We start from the raw sequence: 23,717 nt of genomic DNA, 5'->3' as shown, positions 1-23,717 counted from the left end.
TCCGGTCTCAAGCTGCCTGTTTTGCAGTGACGAACGCCGCAAGGCTCGCCACGTTGCTGAAGTGATTACGGGTGTCCTTGGCGTCGGCATCGATTTTGATGCCGTACTTTTTCTGGATCGCCAGGCCGAGTTCCAGCGCGTCTACCGAGTCCAGGCCCAGGCCTTCGCCGAACAGCGTCTGGTTATCGCCGATGTCGTCGACGCTGATGTCTTCGAGGCCCAGGGCTTCGATGATCAGCTCTTTGATTTCCTGCATCAGGCTAACGGTGTTCTGATCGCTCATCTTCGGCGAGCTCCTTGATAAAGTAAGAGTGCAAATAGTCGTTGAGCTTGCGCGAGGCCTGGGGTGCAGGGCCTTGCGTAGCGAAGGCCTGTGGGTCTATATCGGCCCCGACGCGAAAACTGAAGTGCACGCGGCGTTTGGGGATCCGATACCAGGGTTCGGCCTTGGTCAATGTGGTCGGGTTGACCTTGATAATCACCGGGGTGAGGATTCTCGCACCGCGCAGCGCGATTGCCGCGCCCCCCCGATGAAAGGCCGGCGGTTGGCCGGGTCGGGTCCGGGTGCCCTCGGGAAAGATGATCAGGGTCTGACCGCTTTTCAGCGCGTCGGCAGCGGCGTCGAGCATGTCCATGCTGCCATCGTTGCTGATGTATTCGGTACAGCGTAGCGGACCGCGAGTGAACGGGTTTTCCCAGAGGCTTTTCTTGACCACGCAGTTGGCGTGGCGCACCAGGCCGATCAAAAACACCACATCGATCAGCGAGGGGTGGTTGGCGACGATCATTTGGCCTGGGCGCCCGAGCTTTTCCGCCCCCTGAATGTCATAGGTCAGCACGCCACTGCGCGCCATGAACCGAATGAAAAACCAGAAACACCGACTGACCGTATGTCGCGCGCGCTGACGATGGACCTGAGCGTCTCCTGGCAGGCAGTTCAACAGCGGGAACACCACCAGTCGCAGGCACAGGCTGCTCAACCCGAACAGGGTAAAGCTTGCAGCGGTGGCCAGCAGGCGCCAGTAGTAGGCGTCGCGGTTTTTATCGGTTACGGGTTGCGTTGCCAGGTCCATACACGATTTTTCCAGGCATGTTGGCAGGTTGTTTGCTGGCCGAGCAGCGTACGCAACAGATTCAGAGCATGGGGCCAGCGGGCTTTGGACAACGTGTGCGGGTCGCTGTTCAGCGACAGTTGCCACTGATTACCGGGGGTGATCAACAGGCCGACCGCATAAGGGAAAGGCACATCATCTATCCAGGTCGAGTAGGCGGCGGGAGGTTGCTCTTCGGTGACGATCAGCAGTACCGCGGGCGCGCCTTCCTCAAGCAGCGCCGCGGCCTCTAGCATGCCGTGTTCAAGGCCATCGCCGGCGGCGGCGAGGGCGGTCATTTCGCTGGTTTCGCCACGCATGATCGACCACAGGCCGATGACCGCGTTGTGCACCGACAGGCTGAACTGAGTGGGCGACAACGGTTGGTCGGTCGCCAGATCGCTGAGAATTTCGAAGGTGCGCGGGGTTTCGCCGTGGCGAGAAATAAAGACCAACGGTAAATCCGGATGACCTTCGGCCAAGGGCCAGCCGACACTGAACGCCATCCGCGCCAGACGGCTGAGTCGCCGACGCTGCATGGCCGGCAGAAACGACACATCCGGGGCGGCATCGCTGGGCTCGAGCACGACCGGTTGTCGGCTCCAGGCCTGCCAATCATCCACGCTTTCAAGCCCAGGGGCCCAAGCGCGCCATTGGGCGATGTTGAAGTTGATCACAGACATTCATCCCGCCCCTGCGGGCTTCCTTTAACGCGGTGAGTCGCAAGAACCGCGGCTGACCTGACGTGGCGCTTAACGCCGAGTGGCGCGCATTATCCCGGTGCTGCGGGCGTGTAGCAAATGCTGGTTACATTTTGCGCAACGAAATGTACCGTCTGGTTCGCGAAAAGCTGTCGTTTGGCCATTATCCACAATGCGGCGGACATGTCTGTCGGCACTGTCGGCTATCAATGGACGAGTTGGCAGCTGTTCCGGCCAGAGATTTGCCTATGACTGTGTAGTCTAGATGCTGGCGAGGTAGCTAAGCAGCGATGTGGACTACTACACTCGGTCATTCTTTGATACACGGAGGTTTAGACATGCGGCGCGTGGTGTTCAATCAGAAAGGTGGCGTGGGCAAATCAAGCATTGCCTGCAATCTGGCGGCGGTCAGCGCCAGCGAAGGCTATCGCACGTTATTGGTGGATCTCGATGCCCAGGCCAACTCCACTCAATACCTGACGGGGCTCACCGGTGAGGATATCCCGATGGGTATCGCCGACTTCTTCAAGCAGACCCTGTCCTCCGGGCCGTTCTCGAAGAAAGGTCAGGTCGACATCTACGAAACTCCGTTCGACAACCTTCACGTCATCACTGCCACCGCCGAGCTGGCAGACTTGCAGCCCAAGCTTGAGGCCAAACACAAGATCAACAAGCTGCGTAAATTGCTCGAGGAGCTGGACGGTGATTACGACCGGATCTACCTCGACACCCCGCCAGCGCTGAATTTCTATGCCGTCTCCGCCTTGATCGCCGCTGATCGCGTGCTGATTCCCTTTGACTGCGACAGCTTCTCGCGCCAGGCGTTGTATGGTCTGTTGGCGGAAATCGAAGAGTTGAAGGACGACCACAATGAAGGGCTGGAAGTCGAAGGCATTGTCGTCAACCAGTTCCAGGCCCGCGCCAGTCTGCCGCAGCAAATTCTCGACGAACTGATCGCCGAAGGGCTGCCGGTACTGCCGGTGTACCTGGCAAGTTCGGTGCGCATGCGCGAATCCCATCAGGCCAACACGCCGCTGATCCACCTCGACCCGCGGCACAAGCTGACCCAGCAATTCGTCGAACTGCACAACCTGCTGGAAAATGCCTGAAAGGCAATCAGATCCCCTGACTGTGCAACCAGCTCATCAACTGCGGTAACGGGAAGGCCCCGCTTTGGCGAGCCACTTCCCGGCCGTTCTTGAACAGAATCAGGCTCGGGATCGAGCGAATCCCCAGCTGCGCCGACAACTGTTGATTCGCCTCGCTGTCCAGCTTGGCCAACCGACACTTGCCTGCCAATTGCCCCGCCGCTTGCTCGAACACCGGCGCAAACGATTTGCACGGCCCGCACCAATCAGCCCACACATCCACCAGCAACGGCAGGTCACCCTTGATCTGACTGGCGTAATCGCCTTGCTTCAGTTCGAACGGCTTGCTCAGCAGGACATCAGCCTTGCAGCGGCCGCACTTTGGATGATCGTTGACGCGTTCGGCGGGGATGCGGTTCAGGCCGTTGCAGTGGGGGCAGGGGATGAGGAGTGGGTCGGTCATGAAGGAGGTCCTGTTAAGAAGCCGATCACTCCTATGTGGAGACGTTTGCTCATATTTTCAATCGTGCAGCGTCTGGCGATGAAACTAGGCTGAATCGTACTGAGCGAGACCGTTGGTCTGCCGAGAGATATCGCAACTTGCGATATTTTTGATCTGTGTTTAACTCCCCATAGCAGAATGCGATAAGGATGTTGCATGCATGTGTTTACTGAAAAACCAATTCGTGAGGCCAAGGAAAAGTGGCCGCGGGCAGCCAATGCATTGGAGCAGTGGTATCGACTCGCCAAAGGGAGTAGCCCGGGAGACTTCGCGGCGATGAAGTCTATTTTTCCCGCAACCGACAAAGTCGGCGAGTTTCATGTGTTCGACATCGGTGGCAACAAATTGCGGCTTATCGCTTTTGTCAGGTATCGGTCTCAAAAGCTTTATATCAAGCATGTGCTGGATCATAGCGAATATGACCGCGGTAAATGGAAGGAGGGAAGGGTATGAGTGTTCTAATCAAAAAAGCTGCTGAGCATTGGGAGTTCGTCTCGCCATTGCTTCGAAAACCGAAAAACGAAGACGACTATGACATGTTGGCGCGGGCACTCGATGAATTGCTTGAGATGACCGGCGATGATGAGTCGCATCCGTTGATGAGCTTGGTGGACATCATCGGTGACTGGATTGCGGAGTGGGATCGCAACCATCACCCCATGCGCGAAGCCTCTGGTGCAGAGGTTCTTGGCTATATGATGCGCGAACACGGCCTGAGCCAGAGCGAGCTGCCCGGTGTGGGCACGCAATCGGTAGTCTCGGAGATCTTAAGCGGCAAGCGCCAGCTCAACCTGCGGCAGGTTCGCTGGTTGGCCGAGCGCTTTGGTGTGTCCGTAGAGACCTTTATCTGACAAGCCTCACGACGAACAACTGATCTCCAGATGTTTGCCCCATTCCGGTGGCCGCTCGGCGTAGCTCTCCATTCCAGGCTGCTCCTCGAACGGATTGCTCAATACCGCGTGCAAGCGACGAACTTCTGAATAGTCGCCGCTTTCCGCCGCATCGATGGCTTTTTGCGCCAGATAATTGCGCAGGATGTACAGCGGATTGACCGCATGCATTCGTTTGCGGCGCTGCTCCTGATCAATCACGCCTTCACGGGCAACCCGGGCGGCGTAGAGCTCGCCCCACGCATCGAAACCCTTGATGTCGACAAAGTCATCGCGCAACCGGGCGACAGCCAGCTCCGGTGCCTCATCGCCCAGGCGGCGGAAGAACAGGCTGTAATCGACGCCGCTGTTCTGCATCAGTTGCAGCAGCTGCTCCAGCAGTTTCTGGTCGTCGTCTTCGGCGGTAGTAAGGCCGAGGCGGCGGCGCATCAGGTCCAGGTAGTGGGCCTGGAACAGTGGCAGGTACAGGCCGAGAGTCTCGCGCAGGGCTTCGACGCTGATGAACGGTGTCAGGGCCTGGGCGAGGGCGCTGAGGTTCCACTGGCCAATCGGTACCTGGTTGCTGAAGGAGTAGCGGCCCTGGTCATCGGAGTGGTTGCAGATGAAGTGGGCGTCGAAGTCGTCGAGGAAGGCGAACGGGCCGAAGTCGAAGGTGATGCCGAGGATCGACATGTTGTCGGTGTTCATCACGCCGTGGCAGAACCCATAGGCCTGCCATTTGGCGATCAGTTCGGCATTACGCTCGACAATTTCGCGGAACATCGCCAGGTACGGCTCCGGCTGCTCCAGGCAGTGCGGGAAGTGCATGGCCAGCACGTGCTCGCCGAGTTCTTTCTGCTGCTCGGGGCGCTTGGTGTAGTAGAAAAATTCGAAGTGCCCGAAACGCACATGGCTCGGCGACAGGCGCAGGACCATGGCCGCGCGCTCCTGTTTCTCGCGCCAGACCGGCGTGTCGGAGCCGATCACGCACAGTGCGCGCGTGGTGGGAATGTTCAGGGCATGCAGGGCTTCGGAGGCAAGGAACTCGCGGATCGAGGAGCGCAGCACTGCCCGTCCATCGCCCATGCGTGAGTAAGGCGTCTGACCGGCACCCTTGAGGTGCAGGTCCCAATGCTCGCCGGCTTCGTTATAGACCTCGCCCAGCAACAGGCCGCGACCGTCACCCAACTGCGGGTTATAGGAGCCGAATTGATGCCCGGAATAGACCATCGCCCGCGGCTCGGCTTCGGCCCACAGCTTGTGGCCGCCGAACAGCTCGGCGAACACTGGCGTTTCGGCCTCGGCCGGGTCCAGGTCCAGCAGCGCCATGGCGGCGGGGCTGGCGACCACCAGTCGCGGAGCCGCAATGGGCTCAGGCAGTACGTGGGTTGAGAACGCATCGCCCAGGCGGGCGAAGCGATTGTCGAAGGTCAGTTCGTCGAGGGCTTTCAACGGCCATCTCCAGCAGAATGTCCGAGCATTCTGCTAGGGATAGCGCGCTTAGTCGAGTTCGACAGGCGGTGGCTCTTGCCGCGGTTTGCTGGTGGGTTCCGGAACAACGGTTTTGGTTTCCGGCTCAACCGGGACCATTTTGTATTCCTGGCCCTGAAGGTTCTTGAGATAGACCTCCATCTGCCGGAACGAGATGTTGATGTGCTGCTTCTTGAACTCGCGGTTGATGAAGCGGTTGACCTCATCGAGCACCGGGTTACGGTCACCGAGGTCGCGCACATGCATGCGCAGCTCGTGGTCGAGGGTGCTTTCGCCGAAGTTCAGGAAGTACACGTGGGGTTCCGGGTCCTTCAGCACACGCGGGTTATCGCGTGCGGCCTTGAGCAACAGTTCTTTCACCAGGTCCAGATCCGAGCCGTAGTCGACGCCGAGCTTGAGGGTCACCCGGGTGATGGTGTCGGTCAGCGACCAGTTGATCAGTTGCCCGGTGATGAACGTCTTGTTCGGGACGATGATGTCCTTGCGATCGAAGTCGGTGATGGTCGTGGCACGGATGCGGATCTTGCTCACTGTGCCCGACAGGTTGCCGATGGTGATGGTGTCGCCGATCCGCACCGGGCGTTCGAACAGGATCATGATGCCGGAGATGAAGTTGGCGAAGATTTCCTGCATCCCGAAACCGAGACCCACCGACAGCGCTGCCACCAGCCATTGCAACTTGTCCCAGCTCACGCCGAGCGTGGACAGGGTCGAGACGAAACCGACACCGGCGATCACATAGGACAGCAACGTGGTCGTGGCGTAGGAACTGCCCTGGGCCAGGTTGAGCTTGGACAGCACAAACACTTCCAGCAGACCCGGCAAGTTGCGCGCCAGCGCGAAGGTGATGCCGATGATGATCAGCGCGCCAAGCATGTCGCCGATGCTGATCGGCACCATGCTCATGTTGGCGCCGGTGCCGCTGGTGTATTCGTAGAGGGTGATGTTGTCCAGGTACGAGAACACCGAGATCAGGTCCGACCAGACCCAGTACAGCGCCGCGATGAAACCGCCGAGCAGGGCCAGGCGGATCAGTCGCAGCGACTGCTCGTTGACCTTCTCGATGTCCAGGGTCGGCTCTTCGATCACGGCTTCGCCGTCGCCAGCCTCTTTCGCAGCCTGGCGTTTGGCCAGGGCGCGCTGATAGGCCAGGCGCCGTGCCGCAACGCTGAGGCCGCGCACGAAGGTGGCTTCGATCACCAGCCAGAACATCAGCAGGTACAGGGTGTTGATCAACCGGTCGCTGAGTTTCAGCGCGGTGTAGTAGTAGCCGAAGCACACGGCGACGAACAACGCGATCGGCAGGACGGTGAACATGATTCCCACGGCCTTGCGGAACAGCGAGGCGTTTTCATGGTTTGGGCTGCTGACCAGCAAGCGGCTGAGCAGCCAGGTCATCAAGGCGTAGCAGGTCAGCACCACCGGCATGCCAAGCACGTCATCGGCCAGCGCCGCCGGTTGCAGCTCGGCGACTGCCACTACAGTCACCAGGGCCATCACCACCAGCCCGAGCCGGCGAATCCAGCCTTGAAGGAATTCGACCTGGGGCTTTTCCCAACGGAAATGCAGTTCGGCCACGCCACCCGGCGCGAGGATGCGGTAGGCGGTGTAGAACACCAGCCAGGCCTGGGCCATCTGCAACAGCGCTGCGCCCATGTTGGCGTTCTGGCCGCGGGCGTCGATCTGCAAGGCCAGGCCGCACAAGGCCAGGCCCAGGGAAACCGGCATCGCCAGCAGGATGTTGATCAGAATCGCTTGCGGGGTGTGCCACTGGCTGTCGCGTTTGAAATGGCCGATGTCCTGGTGAACTTTGTTCAGGCGGGAATAGAGATTTTTGCGGCGCCACAGCAGCGCGCCGATCAGCAGGGCCAGTGGCAGGAACAGCAGCGGCCGTTGCGTCAGACCATCGGTCAATTCGCTCAGGCTCGAAGCCCACGGCAGGGTAGTGACCTGGCGTTGCAGGCGTTCCGGCACGCTGTGCATCCACTCAAGATCCAGCGGTTTGTTGCTGGGAATCCAGAACATCTGCTCGTCCAGCGTAGCCCGCAGACTTTGTGCGGTGCTGAGCAGTTGTTTCTGATTGAGTTGCAGCGTGATGGATTCGTTGAGCACCGCGCTCAGTTCGCGATTCAAGCGCTCCAACAGGTCCGCGCGGGTGTTGGCCAGGTCCAGCAGGCTCTTGCGCAGTTGCGGGGTGACTTGCTCGGGTGGCTGAGTCGCCAGCAGGTTATCGACGTAGGTGATCGGGTTGCTGAGCAGTTCCCGTTGCTGGCTGACTTCGAACTGATACAGGCGAATGTCGGCAATCTGGTCGGCCAGGTCGCGGTCGAGCCTTAGGCGCGGCAGGGCCTGTTTCTGTTTGTAGAGAATCTTGGAGAGCAGCAGGCTGCCCTTGAGCACGTTGATCTGTTCGTCCAGCGCCGAGTCGCTCTGGGTCACGCTGTCCAGTTGCTGCTTGGTCTGCAGGTTCTGTTGAGTGACTTCGTTGAGGCGGTCGGTGCTTTTGAGCAGGTAGTCGGAGAGCTTCAGGTTGGCCGCGCTTTCGGTGGCCAGCAGGCTACTGCCGCCGGCCTTCTGCGCCTCGATGGACTGCTGGGTCACGGTCTCTTGTGACTGGGCCAGGCGTTTCTGGTTGATCAGGGTTTGCAGGTCCTGGATCTCCTGATCCAGGCGATCGGACTTTTCTGACAGCAAGTCGTGCTGGCTGTTGCCCAGGTCCTGCAACAGGCTGTTGCCGGCCAGTTCCTGGCGACGCAACGGAATCAAGGCGTTCAGTGCCGCGAGCTCGGCGTTGAGCTGATCGCGTTGCTCGGCGGTCAGGGTCTTGCCGCTGTCCTTGCCAAGTTTGAGGATGTTGTTGATCTGCTGGATGCGCGTCTGGCTGGCAGAGATCTCGGCCTGGGCGCGCTCGGGGCGGGTCTGGGCGGTAATGATCAGGCTGTTCGCTTCGGCCAGGGCTTTCTGCAGGTCGCTTTGTTGAGTAGAGCGTTCGGTCAACAGTTGTTCGAGCTGCTGAATCGTCTCTTTGGTATAGCGTTGCCCCACCGGCACCACTTTGGTGGCCTTGAGGCGGGTCAGCTCGCGCTGGTTCTCGATGTTCTGCCTGGGAGCGTTGGTCAACTGCTGTTTGAGATCGATCAGCTTCTGGTCGTAATCACGCCGGTTGTTGAGCTGGGTGAGCGTGCTCTGCAGGACCGCTTGCAGGGCTTTTTGATCGGCCTCCGGCAGTTTGCGGTCGGCGATCTTGTCCAGGCTCGCTTGCACGGCTTCGCTGGACGGCGGCTCGGCGGCTTGCAGCGTGTTGATGGAAAGACTCAAGCCCAGCAGGGCCATGATGAAAAAGGTACGCAGAGTTGACATAGAGACCGATCGAAAACGAGACGAAGTGTGGAGTTTAGAGGAACAGGCCGGGGCCGGGGCGACTTCCTTCGGGGAATCTGACGCCCACTTTCCCAATCTTGTTCCCTTCCATGACCGCGACGGTCCAGAGGGTGTTGTTCCACTCCACCTGGTCACCGACGACTGGAGCGCCGCCCACTTTCTGGGCAATGAAGTGGCCCAGGGACATGTTCGGATCGATGCCCTCGACTTTCAATCCGTACAGGGCAGCAACCGCGCCCAGCTGGGCGTCTCCTTCGAGTACGAAGTCGCCGAAGAAGCGCAAATCCAGCCCCCGTTGCGGTGCCTGGCTGAAGAGTTTTCCGAGGGCCGGAAGGTTGTGTTCATGGCCGATCACGCAGAGCAAATCATCGACTTCGAGCACCGTACTACCCGACGGATGGAGCAGTTGCTGGCCACGAAACAGGGCTGCGATACGTGTGCCTTCGGGCATTTTCAGTTCGCGAAGGGGTGAACCGATGCACCATTTCTCGGCACCGAGGCGATACACGAACAGTTCCCACTCGCTGGTGACATGCACTTCCAGCGCCGATCGGGAGATCGGCAGGGGCTCTGGGGGGACGGTCACTTTCAAAAGCTTGGCGACCCACGGCAGGCTTGTGCCCTGCACCAACAGCGACACCAGCACGATAAAGAACGCCAGATTGAAATACAGTTGAGCATTGGGCAGCCCCGCCATCAGCGGGAACACCGCCAGAATGATCGGTACGGCGCCGCGCAGGCCAACCCAGGAAATGAATGCCTTCTCGCGTCCATGGAACGCCTTGAAAGGCAGCAGGCCAGCCAGCACCGACAGCGGGCGGGCAAACAGAATCATCCACAGCGCCAGGCCCAGCGCCGGCAAAGCGATCGGCAGCAGGTCATGGGGCGTGACCAGCAGCCCCAGCACCAGGAACATGCCGATCTGGGCCAGCCAGGCCATGCCGTCGAGCATATGCAAAATGCCGTGACGGCTGCGTACCGGGCGGTTGCCGATCACCAGGCCGCACAGGTACACCGCCAAAAAGCCGCTGCCGTGCAGGGCGTTGGTCAGGGCGAACACCACCAGGCCGCCGGCAATCACCAGAATTGGATAAAGGCCGGTGGCCAGGTGGATGCGGTTGACCAGTTGCAACATCAGCCAGCCACCGCCGAGGCCGATGACGCCGCCAATACCGAACTCACGCAGCAAGTGCCCGAGCAGGCTCCAGTGCAGGCCGGTCTGGCCGCTGGCGAGCATGTCGATCAGGGTGACGGTGAGAAATACTGCCATCGGGTCGTTGCTGCCGGATTCGATCTCCAGGCTCGCGGTCACCCGTTCGTTCAGGCCTTTGCCGCCGAGCAGCGAGAACACGGCCGCGGCATCGGTGGAACCGACGATGGCGCCGATCAGCAGGCCCTGAATCAGGTTCAGGTCGAACAACCACGCCGCCGCCATCCCGGTCAGCCCGGTGGTGATCAACACCCCGACTGTGGCCAGCGACAGCGCCGGCCATAACGCCACGCGAAAACTCGCCACCCGGGTGCGCAAGCCGCCGTCGAGCAGGATCACTGCCAGGGCGAGGTTACCGACCAGATAAGCCGTGGGGTAGTTATCGAAAATAATGCCGGCGCCATCGACACCGGCCGACATGCCCACCGCGAGGATGATCACCAGAATCGGGATCCCGAGGCGCGATGAAAGTGAGCTCACCAGAATGCTCGCACCTACCAGCAACGCGCCGATCAAGAACAGGCTGTTGATGGTCGTCGCATTCAAGGGCAGTACTCCGGAAGCGTAAAGGCGGGCGCAAACTGACCATGCAGTCCGCGTGCCAGCGATTCTAACCTGTTGAAATGTGATGCTGTCAAAAAGCTTTTGACGGCGATCATCCCCTGTGGCGAGGGGGCTTGCCCCCGTTGGGTCGCGCAGCGACCCCAAAGCCGGCGCTGCGGTGCGCCAAGTTCAACGCGTGGGTCAATTGCGACTGCTTCGCAGCCGAACGGGGGCAAGCCCCCTCGCCACAGAGGGGAGCCGTTACAGGCTAAACCGCCCAACCATGTTGTTCAGGTCCAGCGCCAGGCGCGACAGTTCGTTGCTGGCCGCACTCGTCTGGTTGGCACCGGTGGCCGATTGCACCGACAGGTCACGAATGTTCACCAGATTGCGGTCCACTTCACGGGCCACTTGCGCCTGCTCTTCGGCCGCGCTGGCGATCACCAGGTTGCGCTCGTTGATTTCGACGATGGCGCTGTTGATGGTGTCCAGCGACAGGCCGGCACCGCGCGCGATGTTCAAGGTCGACTCGGCGCGCTCGGTGCTGTTGCGCATCGAGTCCACGGCGTGTTCGGTACCGCTCTGGATGCTGCCGATCATGCGTTCGATTTCGCTGGTCGACTGCTGGGTGCGGTGGGCCAGCGCCCGCACTTCGTCGGCAACCACCGCAAAACCACGACCGGCTTCACCGGCACGGGCCGCTTCGATGGCTGCGTTCAGCGCCAGCAGGTTGGTCTGGTCGGCCAGGCCGCGAATCACGTCCAGCACTTTGCCGATGTCTCGCGACTCGTTGGCCAGATCGCCGATCAGGGTGGCGGTGCTCTGCACATCGGCGCTCATGCGTTCGATGGCGCTGACGGTCTCCTGTACCAGGTCACGACCGTCTCCCGCCGAGGTGGTGGCGTTTTTCGAGGCTTCGGAAGTGCTCACGGCATTGCGCGCGACTTCTTCCACGGCGCTGGTCATTTCGTTGACGGCGGTGGCGGCCTGTTCGATTTCGTTGTTCTGCTGGGTCAGGCCGCGGGCGCTTTCGTCGGTGACACTGTTGAGCTCTTCCGCGGCGGATGCCAGTTGCGTGGCTGAACCGGAAATCCGTTGCAGGGTGTCGCGCAGTTTGTCCTGCATCTTCTCCATGGCGGCCAATAGACGACCGGCTTCGTCTGCACCGTCAACCGTGATCGGGCGCGTCAAGTTGCCTTCGGCGATTTCTTCGGCGGCGCTCAGGGCGTTGGCGATCGGCTTGGTGATGCTGTTGGTCAGCAGCCAGGCGAACAGCAGAGTCAGGCCAGTGGCGATGACCAGCAGGGTCACCACCAGGTTGAACGCCGAGGAGTACTGGTCGGCGGCTTGCTGGTTGGTGTCGATGGTCTGCTGGGTGTTGATCTCCAGCAAGCGATTGAGCACGGTGTTCATGGCTTCAGAGTTGTTCAGCAAATCGGTGTTGACCAGCGTGCGCTGTTCGTCGACCTGATTGTTGCGCGACAGACTTTTCATCCGGTCTTCGATCTGGCGGTACTGCCCCAGCAACTGCACATACTGATCATAGGCTGCACGCTCCTGCGGGCTGGCGATCAGTTTTTCGTAGCCGGCCTGAGCCGCTCGGATCTGCTGGTTTCGGGTTTCCAGCAGCTCAATGGTTTTCTGCTGGACGTCCGGCTCACGATTCACGAGCAGACGATAGGCCAGCACACGCAGGCGCAGGGTCAGCTGGGTGAATTCGTCGAGGCTTTTAATGCTCGGTACGCTGTTTGAGGTGATCTCCTCGGCGGCGCCGCGAATCTTGCTCATCTGGTTCAGGGCGAACACACCCAGGATCAGCATCATGGCGCCAATCAGGGTGAAACCGAGGAACGCCCGCGGTGCGATATTCATATTTCTTAGGGACATGGTGTTCACCGAAAAAAGCGCCTCCGTGCGAGGCTGAGACTGTTGTATGGATGACTTATCGGTCATGCGACTAAAGTCTTGAGTCGCTGCGCGCATTTGTCGCAGAAGGGCCGCGACGACGAAGTGCAGGAACCAGAACCGCCAATCACAGTCTTTAAAGTTCGCGAGGAAGGTCGACCGCCAGGAAAATCAAGGCCTTGCGCCTGCATAGCCCTGGCTTCCACAGTGACTTTTCTTTATCGTACGCGCCCTTTGAAAATGCCCGGAAATCAAAATGTTAGAAGCAACCCTAAGCCAATTGGAACAACTGGTCAGCGACCTGGTGCAACAGAACCAGGCGCTGCTCGGCACCAATCAATCCCTGAGTGCGGAGCTGGCCCAGGTCAAGGATGAAAACGAAAGCTTGCAACTGAGCCTGATGGAACAGGAAGAGAAACAAGGCGCCACCGTTGCACGCATTCAGGCCTTGGTTGAGCGCGTCAGCGCCGGCCCTGTCAGCGCATGAGTTACGGCACCGCAGGGGTAAAAGTCGTCTCGATTCTGGGTGAAGACTATTCAATCAAGGCGCCGGCCGGGGAAGAGCAGACCCTGCTGGACGCCGCTTTAATGTTGAAGGCCGCTTTGGCCGAGACCAAAAAGAAATACCCGGCGCTGATCGGTGACCGCTTGCTGGTGCTGGCGGCGATGAATCTGTGCTCGCAGCAGATCGAAATGCAAAAGCGTCACCAGCAGGAACTCGACCGTTACCAAGAGCAAGTCAGCGCCACGGTTGAAGTGATCGCCAAGACGATCAACCAGGCCTGAGCGGCTTTGCGCACAACCAAAGAATAAATTGTCGATTTAGTTGTATACAATCGGCATGGCTGTTGCAGTGTTTCAGCCCTTTATTCTTTGGGGGTGCTCCATGCAGTTCTGGCGACGCAGTATTCAATGGCAGTTGATCCTGAGCATGGGCACCGCCCTGCTGGTCAGTATTCTGATCGTGGTTGGCATTTATACCCTCGTGGTCAACCGCCTCGCCCAGCGCTATCTGGTCGAGCAGGCGTTGCCGTCGAGCATCGAAGCGATGCGCAACGACATCGAGCGCATCCTCGTCCAACCCCTCACCGCCGCCAAGGACATCGCCAGTAACAGCATGGTGCGCGACTGGTTGGCCGGAGGCGAAAACACTGCCCAGACCGCGGCCTTCGTCAGTTACCTGGAAGGCATCCGGACCGAGCACAAAGCCTTTACCGCGTTGATCATCGGCACCGCTTCAAACCATTACTTCACCGAAAAGGGCCTGGACCGTACGCTCAGCCGCTCCAATCCCAATGACGCCTGGTTCTATTCGTTCCTCGACAGTAATCAATCGCGCACCCTCAATATCGACCATGACACTGCCACCGGCGAGTTGGCGCTGTTCATCGACCTCAAGGTCGAGCAGGCCGGCAAAGTCGTGGGCGTGGCCGGGCTGGGCCTGAGCATGAGAGAGCTGTCGGAGCTGATCCACAACTTCAACTTTGGTGAGCGCGGCAAGGTCTATCTCGTGCGCTCCGACGGTTTGATCCAGGTTCATCCCGAGGCGCAGTTCAGCGGCAAACGTACGCTGGTCGAACAGATCGGCGCCTCGGCGGCGCAAGCGGTGATGACCTCCGCCGCGTCTGGCAGCAGCAGTTTTGCCCGCGATGGCGAAGAGTTTCTGGCCTTGAGCCTGCCGCTGCGTGATCTGGGCTGGACCCTGGTGGCCGAAGTGCCGCAGTCGCAGATCTACGCCGAGGCTCGCCGGGCGATGTGGATGAGCGGCGGCATTGGTCTGGCGGTGGCGTTGGTTTGTCTTTTATTGGTGGTGTTGCTGGCTCGTGGATTGGTGCGACCGATTCGTCAGGTAACAGCGGCGTTGGTTGCCATCGGTAGCGGTGGTGGAGATTTGACCCACCGGTTAGATTCCAGCCGCGCCGATGAGCTGGGTGACCTGGCTCGCGGCTTTAATCGGTTCCTGGAAAGTCAGCGCGAGATGATCGGCGAAGTGCTGGCCACCAGTGAACGTTTACGCACGGCGGTCGGCCAGGTGGCGCGGGTGGTGGACAACACCGCTGAACGTTCCGGACGTCAGCAGGAAATGACCGATATGGTTGCCACCGCCGTTCATGAGATGGGGCTGACCGTGCAGGAAATCGCCCAGAACGCCGGCAATGCGGCGGTCGCTTCGCAAACCGCGCGGGATGAAGCGCTGCAGGCGCGGGAAGTGGTGGGCGGGTCGATCCGGCACATCGAAAGTATGTCCGATGAAATTGGCGTCGCCGCCGGAGCGGTGGGTGAGTTGGCCCAGCAGGTGGCGTCGATCGATCAAGTGTTGGCGGTGATTCGCGGGATTTCCGAGCAGACCAATCTGCTGGCGCTCAACGCCGCCATCGAAGCGGCGCGGGCCGGGGACATGGGGCGCGGCTTTGCGGTAGTGGCCGATGAAGTGCGGACCCTGGCGCGGCGGACTCAGTCGTCCACCGACGAAATTCAGCAAATGATCGGCAGCCTCAAGCAGGGCGCGGAAAATGCGGTGTCTTCAATGCACGCCGGGCAAGCGGCGACTGGCACGGGGGTTGAGTCGAGTCAGCGCACCGGGGCTTCGTTGACGGCGATTACCGGGCAGGTCGAGCGCATCAGCGACATGAACCATCAGGTGGCCACAGCGACGGAAGAGCAATCGGCGGTGACGGAAGAGATCAACCGCAACGTGCAGGGGATTTCCGATTTGGCACGGGCCACGGCGGGGGAGGTCAGGGCTTGTCGTGAAGACTGTCAGACGTTGCAGCGTCTGGCCGATGATTTGGCGCGGCAGATGGGTGGGTTCAAGTTGAGCTAACTGATCATTCCCACGCTCTGCGTGGGAATGCAGCCCGGGACGCTCCGCGTCCCTTCCGCGGCCGTGACGCAGAGCGTGGGAACGATCGGTGTCAGCGGGTCAGAACCACTCATCCTGCATGCTCAGACACACATCATCCCGCGCCTCAAAAATCGCCAGTTCATGGTGGCAACCCGGCACTTCCCACGTCAGGAAATACCGCGCCGCCTGTAGCTTGCCTTTATAGAAGCTCACATCCACCGCATTACCCTTGGCCAACCCTTCCTCGGCACGAATCGCCTGTTCCAGCCAGCGCCAGCCGATCACCGTATGACCGAACACTTTCAGGTACAGCGCCGAGTTCGCCAGGCTGCTGTTGACCTTGCCCTGGGCCAGATCAGTCAGCAGGCCGATGGTCACGGTTTGCAGGCGAGCCACCAGTTTTTCCAGCGGTTCACGCAATGGAGTCAGCGACTCATGCGCCTGCGCCCGCTCAGCGGTGTCGGCGATCAGGCGGATCAGTTGCTTGAGCCCCGCGCCACCGTTCTGCGCCAGTTTGCGCCCCAGCAAGTCCAGGGACTGAATGCCGTGGGTGCCTTCATGGATCGGGTTCAGGCGGTTGTCGCGGTAATACTGCTCCACCGGATACTCGCGGGTGTAGCCGTGACCGCCGAGAATCTGGATCGCCAGTTCGTTGGCCTTCAGGCAAAACTCCGACGGCCAGGATTTGACGATCGGCGTCAGCAGATCCAATAGCTCGTGGGCCTGTTTGCGCTCGGCTTCGCTTTCAAGCGTCGTGGTGTCGTCGAACAGCCGCGCCGCATACAAACCGAGGTCGAATGCGCCTTCGACGTAGGCTTTCTGGGTCAGCAGCATGCGTTTGACGTCGGCGTGCTGAATGATCGCAACCGGTGCGGTGGTCGGATCCTTGCTGTCCGGCACCCGACCTTGCGGACGCTCGCGGGCGTATTCCAGGGAATACAGATACCCGGCGTAACCCAGCATCACCGCGCCCATGCCGACGCCGATCCGCGCTTCGTTCATCATCTGGAACATGTAGCTCAAGCCATGGTGCGGCTTGCCCACCAGATAGCCGACGCACTCGCCGTTATCGCCGAAGTTCAGCGCAGTGGAGGTGGTGCCGCGCCAGCCCATCTTGTGGAACAGCCCGGCCAGCAGCACATCGTTGCGCTTGCCGAGACTGCCGTCATCGTTGACCAAAAACTTGGGCACGATAAACAGCGAAATCCCCTTCACCCCGGCCGGAGCGTCCGGCAACTTGGCCAACACCATGTGCACGATGTTTTCCGACAGCGGGTGATCGCCACCGGAAATGAAGATCTTGTTGCCCTTGAGTCGATAGGTGCCGTCGGACGCCGGCTCGGCGCGGGTACGAATATCCGACAGTGACGAGCCGGCGTGGGGCTCGGTCAGCGCCATGGTGCCGAAGAAGCGACCGTCGATCATCGGTTGCAAAAAACGCTGCTTCTGCTCATCGGTGCCGAAGCTTTCAATCAGGTTGGCCGCGCCCATGGTCAGGAACGGGTAGGAGGTCGATGCCGCGTTGGCCGATTGAAAGTGCGCGAAGCAAGCCTGGGACAGCAGCGTAGGAAGTTGCATGCCCCCCGCGTCGAAACTGCGCGCGGCGTTGAGGAAACCGGCTTCGAGGAAGGCATCCACCGCCGGTTTCACTTCCGGAATCAGAATCGCCTGACCGTCCTCATAGCGCGGCTCGTTCTCATCGCCCTTGCGGTTGTGCGGGGCGAAGAACTTCTCGGCGATGTTGCGGGCGGTGCCGATGGCGGCATCAAAGGTCTCGCGATTGTGCTCGGCGAAACGCTCACGTTGGGTCAGGCCCTCGGCATCAAGGACTTCGTACAGCTCGAAAGCCAGATTGCGGGAACTGAGCAACGTCTCGGACATGGCGGCCTACCTTTATTTGGGATGGACCGAGTCTAGGCGTGGGAATAGAGGCTGAACAGGATGATTGATCTTGGTGATGGAGAAGCAAAAGATCTTGCTTCAAAAAAACCGGACGCCCATTGCAGGCGCCCGGCTTTATTACGGTTTAACCGATAGTCATCAAGCTGGCATTACCACCCGCCGCGGCGGTGTTTACGCTCAACGCCCGTTCGATCACCAGGCGCTCCAGCGCAATGTTGGTTTCACCCTGGGACAAACCATGAACCCCGACAATCGCCCCCGCCCGCTTGGCCACTTGCTGGCACACCGCGCGCAGCTGATCGGAATGGCCATGATGCAGAACGGCATCAACCACCACTTCGTCCTTGGTCCAGTCGGCCACCCGCTTGATCCGTGCCTGCACTTCTTTCGGCAGACGTGCGAACAAGGCCTTGCCCGGTTCCGCGTCCGGCCACACCGCCGAGCCGCCGACGGCCAATACCGCCGCCAGTTGAGTCAGCAGATCGCCTTCGACGTCCGCCAGGCACAGCACGTGTTCGCGCGGCAGGATGGCGTAGCTGTTGCGCTCGCCGGTCGGGCCGGCCAGCACGCGGGTGATCCCGCTTTGCGATTGCGCCGCGAACTGCACGCACAGGGCGCTCAGGTCCGTGAGCTTGTTGCTGTCGGCCCAGGCTTGCAGCGCGGTCAGCGGTTTGCTCATGGCATCACGCAGACGCACGTCCGGCGCTGCGATAGCGTCGCCGCGAGCGAAGGATTGTACGATCGCATCGGTAGGACGCGTCGACAGCAGGCGGTACAGGTACAGCGGACCACCGGCCTTCGGACCGGTACCCGACAGGCCTTCGCCGCCGAACGGTTGCACGCCGACCACGGCACCAACGATGTTGCGGTTGACGTAGACGTTACCGGCGTTGACGTTGTCGATCACCTTGGCGATGGTTTCGTCGATGCGAGTGTGCACGCCGAGGGTCAGACCGTAGCCGGATGCGTTGATCTGGCCGATCAGTTGGTCGATGTCTTTGCGCTTGTAGCGCACCACGTGCAGCACCGGGCCAAAGATTTCCCGTTGCAGCTCGTCGAAGCTTTCCAGCTCGATCAGGGTCGGTATGACGAAGGTGCCGCGTTTGACTTCTTCGCTGTTGGCGATCGCCACCTGGTACACGTTGCGACCTTTGTCGCGCATGGCCTGGATGTGCTTCTCGATGCCGGCCTTGGCTTCGGCGTCGATCACCGGGCCAATGTCCACGGACAGGCGCTCCGGGTTACCGAGACGGCATTCCGCCATGGCGCCCTTGAGCATTTCGATGACACGATCAGCGGAATCTTCCTGCAAGCACAGCACCCGCAGCGCCGAGCAGCGTTGACCGGCGCTGTCGAACGCCGACGACACCACGTCGATGACGACTTGTTCGGTCAGTGCCGAGGAGTCGACGATCATCGCGTTCTGGCCGCCGGTTTCGGCGATCAGCGGGATCGGACGGCCCTGGGCATCCAGGCGACCGGCGATGTTGCGTTGCAGCAGGCGCGCGACTTCGGTGGAGCCGGTGAACATCACGCCTTTGACCCGATCGTCGCCGACCAGGCGGGCACCGACGGTTTCGCCACGGCCCGGCAGCAGTTGCAGCACGCCTTCCGGAATCCCGGCTTCGAGCAGCAGACGCACGGCTTGAGCGGCGACCAGCGGGGTTTGTTCGGCAGGCTTGGCCAGTACCGGATTGCCAGCGGCCAGTGCGGCAGCGACTTGGCCGCTGAAGATTGCCAGCGGGAAGTTCCACGGGCTGATGCACACCACTGGGCCCAACGGGCGGTGGGCGTCGTTGGTGAAATCGTTGCGCGCCTGCACCGCGTAATAACGCAGGAAGTCCACCGCTTCACGCACTTCGGCGATGGCGTTGGCGAAGGTCTTGCCGGCTTCGCGAGCCAACAGGCCCATCAGCGGCTGGATCTCGCCTTCCATCAAATCGGCGGCACGTTCCAGAATCGCGGCGCGTTCGGCCGGCGGCGTGGCCTGCCAGATCGGCGCAGCATTCAAGGCGCACTGGATCGCGTTGTCGACGTCTTCGACGGTGGCTTCCTGCACATGGCCCACCACGTCACGCAGATCGGAAGGGTTCAGGACTGGCGCAGGGCTTTCAGTGCTGGAGGCGCAACCGAGCATCGGCGCGGCTTTCCAGTTGTTGTGCGCGGTGGCCAGCAGGGCGCACGACAGGGATGCCAAACGGTGTTCGTTGGCCATGTCGATGCCACTGGAGTTGGCGCGCTCGGCACCGTACAGGTCACGTGGCAGCGGGATGCGCGGGTGCGGCAGGCCGAAACCGCCTTCCAGCGTGGCCATCTGCTCGATGCTGGCCACCGGATCGGCCACCAGTTCCTGAATCGAAATCGACTGGTCGGCAATGCGGTTAACGAACGAGGTGTTCGCGCCGTTTTCCAGCAGACGACGCACCAGATACGCCAGCAGGGTTTCGTGGGTGCCGACCGGAGCGTACACGCGGCACGGACGGTTCAGCTTGCCTTCGGACACTTTGCCTACAACCTGTTCGTACAGTGGTTCGCCCATGCCGTGCAGGCACTGGAACTCGTACTGGCCGGGGTAATAGTTCTGGCCAGCGATGTGGTAAATGGCCGACAGCGTGTGGGCGTTGTGCGTGGCGAATTGCGGGTAGATGACTTCCGGCACCGACAGCAGTTTGCGCGCGCAGGCGATGTAGGACACGTCGGTGTACACCTTGCGGGTGTACACCGGATAGCCTTCCAGGCCTTCGACCTGGGCGCGTTTGATTTCGCTGTCCCAGTACGCGCCTTTCACCAGGCGGATCATCAGGCGATGACGGCTGCGGCGAGCCAGGTCGATCACGTAGTCGATCACGTAAGGGCAGCGCTTCTGGTAAGCCTGGATCACGAAGCCGATACCGTTCCAGCCGGTCAGTTGCGGCTCGAAGCACAGGCGCTCCAGCAGATCCAGCGACAACTCGAGGCGGTCGGCTTCTTCGGCGTCGATGTTCAGGCCGATATCGTATTGCTTGGCCAGCAGGGTCAGCGACAGCAGGCGCGGGTACAGCTCGTCCATCACGCGCTCGTACTGGGCGCGGCTGTAACGCGGGTGCAAGGCGGACAGCTTGATCGAAATGCCCGGGCCTTCGTAAATCCCGCGACCGTGGGAGGCTTTGCCGATCGCATGGATGGCTTGTTCGTACGAGGCCAGGTACTTCTGGGCGTCATGTTCGGTGAGGGCGGCTTCACCCAGCATGTCGTAGGAATAGCGGAAGCCTTTGGCTTCGAACTTGCTGGCGTTGGCCAGGGCTTCGGCGATGGTTTCGCCGGTGACGAACTGCTCGCCCATCAGGCGCATGGCCATGTCGACGCCCTTGCGGATCATCGGCTCGCCGCTCTTGCCGATGATGCGGCTCAGGGAGGAGGTCAGTCCGGCTTCATTGTGGGTGGCGACCAGTTTGCCGGTCAGCAACAGGCCCCAAGTGGCGGCGTTGACGAACAGCGACGGGCTGTTGCCCAGATGTGGCTGCCAGTTGCCGGTGCTGATCTTGTCGCGGATCAAGGCATCGCGAGTGCCTTTGTCCGGGATGCGCAGCAGCGCTTCGGCGAGGCACATCAGCGCTACGCCTTCCTGGGACGACAGGGAAAACTCCTGCAACAGGCCCTGAACAATCCCCGCACGGCCGCCGGCGCTCTTCTGATTGCGCAGTTTCTCGGCAATCGAGGCGGCGAGCTTGTTGGTGGCCTCGGCCATCGGTGCCGACAGGCGCGCCTGCTCGATCAGCATCGGCACCACTTCGGGTTCCGGGCGACGGTAGGCGGCGGTGATCGAAGCGCGCAGCACCGATTGCGGCAGGATGCTTTCAGCGAATTCCAGGAAGCATTGGTGCGCGTGATCGACGTGGACCTCGCCCGCCTCGTCAACTTCCTTGCCGTTCAAACCGTTCAGCTCGGACAGGGTTGCACCACCCTCGAGTTTTTCCAGGTAATTGAAAATTGCCTGCTTGATCAGCCAGTGCGGTGTGCGATCAATCGAGGTCGCGGCGGCCTTGAGGCGTTCGCGGGTCGGGTCGTCAAGTTTGACCCCAAGGGTGGTGGTAGCCATATTTTTATCCTCATGTTTGCCACGACCGCGTGGCATCAGCTGACGGCAAGATTAGCTGTGCGCTGGTTGAGGTGCAACCGGGTGCAACCCTTTTTTTGCCGGAATAATAAGCAGCTCGTCAGGAAATAAATTCTGGTACACCCGGACCGCTCCTGCTTGGTGCTTTTACTTCTAGCGCAATCCGGAAAACGCCCTAAAAAGGAGCAAAAACCAACTGTTTTCAGGTAAATCCGATTAGGTGCAACTTATTCGAACGAAACTGGTTGCACCTTATTTGCATTGTTGAATAGCATTCGCGGCCAAGGTGCAACCGGTCAAAAAATCGGAGCACCGGCTGATGGCTTTCCTGGGGAAACATCAGTCATAAATGCGCGGGCCCCCGAATCGTCTGTCAAACGTCATCGTTTGCGAGCGGTTCACCAGCCGCCGCTACATAAAAACAATGCCAGGGCGTAACTCAATGAGCGTAAGCAATCCAACCCTGATCACGTTCGTGATCTACATCGCAGCAATGGTGCTGATCGGCTTCATGGCCTATCGCTCCACCAACAACCTTTCTGACTACATTCTGGGCGGCCGTAGCCTGGGCAGCGTCGTGACCGCACTCTCTGCCGGTGCTTCCGACATGAGCGGCTGGTTGTTGATGGGCCTGCCGGGCGCTATCTACATGTCCGGTCTTTCCGAAAGCTGGATCGCCATCGGCCTGATCGTCGGTGCTTACCTGAACTGGCTGTTCGTCGCCGGCCGTCTGCGTGTGCAGACCGAGCACAACGGCGATGCGCTGACCCTGCCGGACTACTTCTCCAGCCGTTTCGAAGATAAAAGCGGCCTGCTGCGGATCATCTCCGCGGTCGTGATCCTGGTGTTCTTCACCATCTACTGCGCTTCCGGCATCGTGGCCGGTGCCCGTCTGTTCGAAAGCACCTTCGGCATGTCCTACGAGACAGCGCTGTGGGCCGGTGCAGCGGCGACGATTGCCTACACCTTCGTTGGTGGTTTCCTGGCGGTGAGCTGGACCGACACCGTACAAGCCACGTTGATGATCTTCGCCCTGTTGCTGACGCCGATCATCGTGCTGCTGGCCACTGGCGGCATCGACACCACGTTCCTGGCCATTGAAGCGCAAGACCCAAGCAACTTCGACATGCTGAAAAACACCACCTTCATCGGCGTGATTTCGCTGATGGGCTGGGGGCTTGGCTACTTCGGCCAGCCGCACATCCTGGCGCGTTTCATGGCGGCGGATTCGGTCAAGTCGATCGCCAACGCTCGTCGCATCTCCATGACCTGGATGATCCTGTGCCTGGGCGGCACCGTCGCCGTAGGTTTCTTCGGCATTGCTTACTTCTCGGCAAACCCAGCCCTGGCCTTGCCGGTGAGCGAAAACCACGAGCGTGTGTTCATCGAACTGGCAAAAATCCTGTTCAATCCATGGGTTGCCGGTGTGTTGCTGTCGGCCATTCTGGCGGCGGTGATGAGTACCCTGAGCTGCCAACTGCTGGTGTGCTCGAGCGCCCTGACCGAAGATTTCTACAAAACCTTCCTGCGTAAAAGTGCTTCCCAGGTTGAGCTGGTCTGGGTCGGCCGTGCCATGGTGCTGCTGGTTGCGCTGATCGCTATCGCTCTGGCGGCTAACCCGCAAAACCGTGTACTGGGCCTGGTCAGCTACGCCTGGGCAGGTTTCGGTGCTGCGTTCGGTCCAGTTGTCCTGATCTCCGTGATCTGGAAAAACATGACCCGCAACGGCGCACTGGCCGGCATCCTGGTCGGCGCGACCACTGTGATCGTCTGGAAACACTTCGAACTGCTGGGCCTGTACGAAATCATCCCTGGTTTCATCTTCGCCAGCCTGGCGATCTACATCGTCAGCAAAATGGGCGCACCGACCAGCGGCATGCTTTCGCGCTTCGCTGCAGCCGAAAAGGATTTCCGCCTGAACCAGTGAGGGGGATGAGCTGATGCTCTGACCTTTCGCCGAACATGAAAACGGCCCGCTTCCTTTTGGAGGCGGGCCGTTTTTTTGCGCTCCCACATTTGTTTGGTGGTGCTTCTGACAGGAATGTCTGTAGTGCTTTATCCAGTTTTTTGAAGGAAAAATCCCTAAAAAAGCA

The 23,717-nt window shown here is 60.4% G+C and carries 17 protein-coding genes and 2 pseudogenes; 8 read left to right on the top strand and 11 right to left on the bottom strand.

Going from position 1 to position 23,717, the window contains the following annotated elements:
* Window positions 1–7 precede the first annotated feature (7 nt).
* Genes AC07V0_RS05070 through AC07V0_RS05060 form a run of 3 tightly spaced genes read right to left on the bottom strand, consistent with a single transcriptional unit; the run spans window position 8 to window position 1,774 of the window.
* The gene (locus AC07V0_RS05070) at window positions 8–283 is read right to left on the bottom strand and encodes a phosphopantetheine-binding protein (protein WP_018928588.1); all 276 of its coding nucleotides are present in this window, start codon (window positions 281–283) and stop codon (window positions 8–10) included.
* Window positions 261–1,073 carry a lysophospholipid acyltransferase family protein gene (locus AC07V0_RS05065; protein ID WP_018928587.1) on the bottom strand — a complete coding sequence of 271 codons (813 nt, stop codon included), beginning with the start codon at window positions 1,071–1,073 and terminating at the stop codon, window positions 261–263. Before AC07V0_RS05065 ends, AC07V0_RS05070 begins: the two co-directional genes overlap by 23 nt.
* Complete coding sequence (locus AC07V0_RS05060; protein WP_495019465.1) at window positions 1,049–1,774, bottom strand: beta-ketoacyl synthase chain length factor; 726 nt, start codon at window positions 1,772–1,774, stop codon at window positions 1,049–1,051. The genes AC07V0_RS05065 and AC07V0_RS05060 overlap by 25 nt, the downstream gene beginning before the upstream one ends.
* Window positions 1,775–2,130: 356 nt before the next feature.
* Here AC07V0_RS05060 and AC07V0_RS05055 point away from each other — a divergent pair, with 356 nt between their 5' ends.
* The gene (locus AC07V0_RS05055; RefSeq protein ID WP_018928585.1) at window positions 2,131–2,901 is read left to right on the top strand and encodes a ParA family protein; all 771 of its coding nucleotides are present in this window, start codon (window positions 2,131–2,133) and stop codon (window positions 2,899–2,901) included.
* Between the two features lie 7 nt (window positions 2,902–2,908).
* Here the strand turns inward: AC07V0_RS05055 and trxC are convergent, their stop codons facing one another.
* Window positions 2,909–3,343, bottom strand: coding sequence for a thioredoxin TrxC (gene trxC / locus AC07V0_RS05050; protein WP_495019464.1), 435 nt, complete (start codon window positions 3,341–3,343; stop codon window positions 2,909–2,911).
* 195 nt (window positions 3,344–3,538) lie between these two features.
* On the opposite strand from trxC, the gene AC07V0_RS05045 reads away from it, so the two are divergent.
* Together AC07V0_RS05045 and AC07V0_RS05040 are read left to right on the top strand one after the other, a co-directional pair.
* Window positions 3,539–3,835 carry a type II toxin-antitoxin system HigB family toxin gene (locus tag AC07V0_RS05045; RefSeq protein WP_018928583.1) on the top strand — a complete coding sequence of 99 codons (297 nt, stop codon included), beginning with the start codon at window positions 3,539–3,541 and terminating at the stop codon, window positions 3,833–3,835.
* Window positions 3,832–4,233, top strand: coding sequence for a helix-turn-helix domain-containing protein (locus AC07V0_RS05040; protein WP_018928582.1), 402 nt, complete (start codon window positions 3,832–3,834; stop codon window positions 4,231–4,233). Before AC07V0_RS05045 ends, AC07V0_RS05040 begins: the two co-directional genes overlap by 4 nt.
* A 6-nt stretch (window positions 4,234–4,239) precedes the next feature.
* Here AC07V0_RS05040 and selO read toward each other — a convergent pair whose 3' ends face one another.
* The 5 genes and pseudogenes from selO to AC07V0_RS05015 all read right to left on the bottom strand — a co-directional run.
* Window positions 4,240–5,703 (bottom strand): protein adenylyltransferase SelO, encoded by a 1,464-nt coding sequence (gene selO, locus AC07V0_RS05035; RefSeq protein WP_064615953.1) that lies wholly within the window; start codon window positions 5,701–5,703, stop codon window positions 4,240–4,242.
* Window positions 5,704–5,751: 48 nt separating this feature from the next.
* Entirely contained in the window at window positions 5,752–9,102 is a 3,351-nt protein-coding gene (gene mscK, locus AC07V0_RS05030) for a mechanosensitive channel MscK (protein ID WP_258612992.1), read from the bottom strand.
* A gap of 34 nt (window positions 9,103–9,136) precedes the next feature.
* Window positions 9,137–10,879, bottom strand: a complete 1,743-nt coding sequence (locus AC07V0_RS05025) for a potassium/proton antiporter (RefSeq protein WP_018928579.1) — start codon at window positions 10,877–10,879, stop codon at window positions 9,137–9,139.
* A 258-nt stretch (window positions 10,880–11,137) separates the two neighbouring features.
* Window positions 11,138–12,001 (bottom strand): methyl-accepting chemotaxis protein, encoded by an 864-nt coding sequence (locus AC07V0_RS05020; RefSeq protein ID WP_370741086.1) that lies wholly within the window; start codon window positions 11,999–12,001, stop codon window positions 11,138–11,140.
* Window positions 11,993–12,748 (bottom strand): annotated as a pseudogene (locus AC07V0_RS05015) (MCP four helix bundle domain-containing protein); the annotation flags it as partial. The gene AC07V0_RS05020 and the pseudogene AC07V0_RS05015, both read right to left, overlap by 9 nt.
* A 289-nt stretch (window positions 12,749–13,037) precedes the next feature.
* Here AC07V0_RS05015 and AC07V0_RS05010 point away from each other — a divergent pair.
* The 4 genes and pseudogenes from AC07V0_RS05010 (at window position 13,038) to AC07V0_RS04995 (ending at window position 15,605) form a co-directional block, all read left to right on the top strand.
* Window positions 13,038–13,268, top strand: coding sequence for a hypothetical protein (locus AC07V0_RS05010; RefSeq protein ID WP_018928577.1), 231 nt, complete (start codon window positions 13,038–13,040; stop codon window positions 13,266–13,268).
* Window positions 13,265–13,567 carry a cell division protein ZapA gene (locus tag AC07V0_RS05005; protein WP_495019463.1) on the top strand — a complete coding sequence of 101 codons (303 nt, stop codon included), beginning with the start codon at window positions 13,265–13,267 and terminating at the stop codon, window positions 13,565–13,567. The genes AC07V0_RS05010 and AC07V0_RS05005 overlap by 4 nt, the downstream gene beginning before the upstream one ends.
* Before the next feature lie 55 nt (window positions 13,568–13,622).
* Window positions 13,623–14,741, top strand: a pseudogene (locus AC07V0_RS05000) (HAMP domain-containing protein); the annotation flags it as partial.
* 18 nt (window positions 14,742–14,759) lie between these two features.
* Window positions 14,760–15,605 carry a methyl-accepting chemotaxis protein gene (locus tag AC07V0_RS04995; RefSeq protein ID WP_371924305.1) on the top strand — a complete coding sequence of 282 codons (846 nt, stop codon included), beginning with the start codon at window positions 14,760–14,762 and terminating at the stop codon, window positions 15,603–15,605.
* 99 nt (window positions 15,606–15,704) lie between these two features.
* Here AC07V0_RS04995 and AC07V0_RS04990 read toward each other — a convergent pair whose 3' ends face one another.
* Both AC07V0_RS04990 and putA read right to left on the bottom strand, forming a co-directional pair.
* A complete protein-coding gene (locus AC07V0_RS04990) occupies window positions 15,705–17,507 on the bottom strand; it encodes an acyl-CoA dehydrogenase (protein ID WP_495019462.1) in 1,803 nt (600 codons plus the stop codon).
* A gap of 145 nt (window positions 17,508–17,652) precedes the next feature.
* Window positions 17,653–21,606, bottom strand: coding sequence for a trifunctional transcriptional regulator/proline dehydrogenase/L-glutamate gamma-semialdehyde dehydrogenase (gene putA / locus AC07V0_RS04985; RefSeq protein WP_495019461.1), 3,954 nt, complete (start codon window positions 21,604–21,606; stop codon window positions 17,653–17,655).
* A 460-nt stretch (window positions 21,607–22,066) separates the two neighbouring features.
* Between putA and putP the strand changes: the two genes are divergently transcribed.
* Window positions 22,067–23,551, top strand: coding sequence for a sodium/proline symporter PutP (putP, locus tag AC07V0_RS04980; protein ID WP_018928573.1), 1,485 nt, complete (start codon window positions 22,067–22,069; stop codon window positions 23,549–23,551).
* Window positions 23,552–23,717: the final 166 nt, after the last annotated feature.

It is taken from the genome of Pseudomonas sp. GW821-FHT01E10 (assembly GCF_059422365.1).
The sequence above is the reverse complement of the archived record's forward strand: the minus strand, read 5'-3'. Positions and strand labels throughout refer to the sequence as shown.